General features: G+C 52.4%; 1 rRNA gene. It reads left to right on the forward strand.

The features are described 5' to 3' along the window. Positions 1 to 172 precede the first annotated feature (172 nt). A 23S ribosomal RNA gene (locus CAAU_RS05320) occupies positions 173 to 1,375 on the forward strand; the annotation flags it as partial.

A 1,375-nucleotide genomic window follows, 5' to 3' on the forward strand; every position in this document is an offset into this window, starting at 1 on the left:
CCTATCCCCTGTGTGCCTTGGCGGTCTCAGGCTGGTGATTGGGGTGAAGTCGTAACAAGGTAGCCGTAGGAGAACCTGCGGCTGGATCATCTCCTTTCTAAGGAGCTTTAAGCCACTGTTCGGTTTTGGGAGGTCAAAAGACCTTTCAGGACCTTGACAACTGCACAATAAAGATCAAGCTAGTAAGGGCGCAAGGTGGATGCCTTGGCACCAGGAGCCGAAGAAGGACGTGGTAAGCTGCGAAAAGCCACGGGTAGCCGCAAACAGGCAGAGATCCGTGGATGTCCGAATGGGGGAACCCGCATGGCAAAGGCCATGCATCCTTAGCTGAACAAAATAGGCTAAGGAGGGCAAACCCGGGGAACTGAAACATCTAAGTACCCGGAGGAAAAGAAAGAATAATCGATTCCCTAAGTAGCGGCGAGCGAAAGGGGAGGAGCCCAAACCAGGCGAAAGTCTGGGGTTGAGGACAGGTCATAGAGTATACTGGAACCTAGTCGAAGATGACTGGAAAGTCACGCCATAGAAGGTAAGAGCCCTGTAGGCGAAAGGGGAAGGTAGAAGGACCTGATCCAGAGTACCACGGGACACGAGGAATCCTGTGGGAAGCAGGGTGGACCACCACCCAAGGCTAAATACTACCTGGTGACCGATAGCGTATAGTACCGTGAGGGAAAGGTGAAAAGAACCCCGGGAGGGGAGTGAAAGAGAACCTGAAACCTTGTGCCTACAAGCAGTCGGAGGACGTTAAGGTCTGACGGCGTGCTTTTTGTAGAACGAGCCAGCGAGTTACGGTATGTAGCGAGGTTAAGCACCTGTGGTGTGGAGCCGAAGGGAAACCGAGTCTTAATAGGGCGAAAAGTTACATGCCGTAGACCCGAAACCGGGTGATCTATCCATGGACAGGGTGAAGACAAGGTAAAACTTGTCGGAGGCCCGAACCACGTTGGTGTTGAAAAACCATGGGATGAGCTGTGGATAGCGGAGAAATTCCAATCGAACTCGGAGATAGCTGGTTCTCCCCGAAATAGCTTTAGGGCTAGCCTCAGGGCGTAAGTTTAGGAGGTAGAGCACTGAATGGGCTAGGGGCCGTATAGGTTACCGAACCCTATCAAACTCCGAATGCCTAAACTGAGACCCTGGGAGTCAGACTACGAGTGATAAGATCCGTGGTCGAGAGGGAAACAGCCCAGACCACCAGCTAAGGTCCCGAAGTGCATGTTAAGTGGGAAAGGATGTGGGATCTCAAAGACAACCAGGATGTTGGCTTAGAAGCAGCCATACATTTAAAGAGTGCGTAATAGCTCACTGGTCGAGAGGTCCTGCGCCGAAGATGTCCGGGGCTAAAACATGCCACCGAAGCTGTGGACTTTCA

This window comes from Caloramator australicus RC3, from assembly GCF_000297115.1.
Lineage (GTDB): Bacteria > Bacillota > Clostridia > Clostridiales > Caloramatoraceae > Caloramator > Caloramator australicus.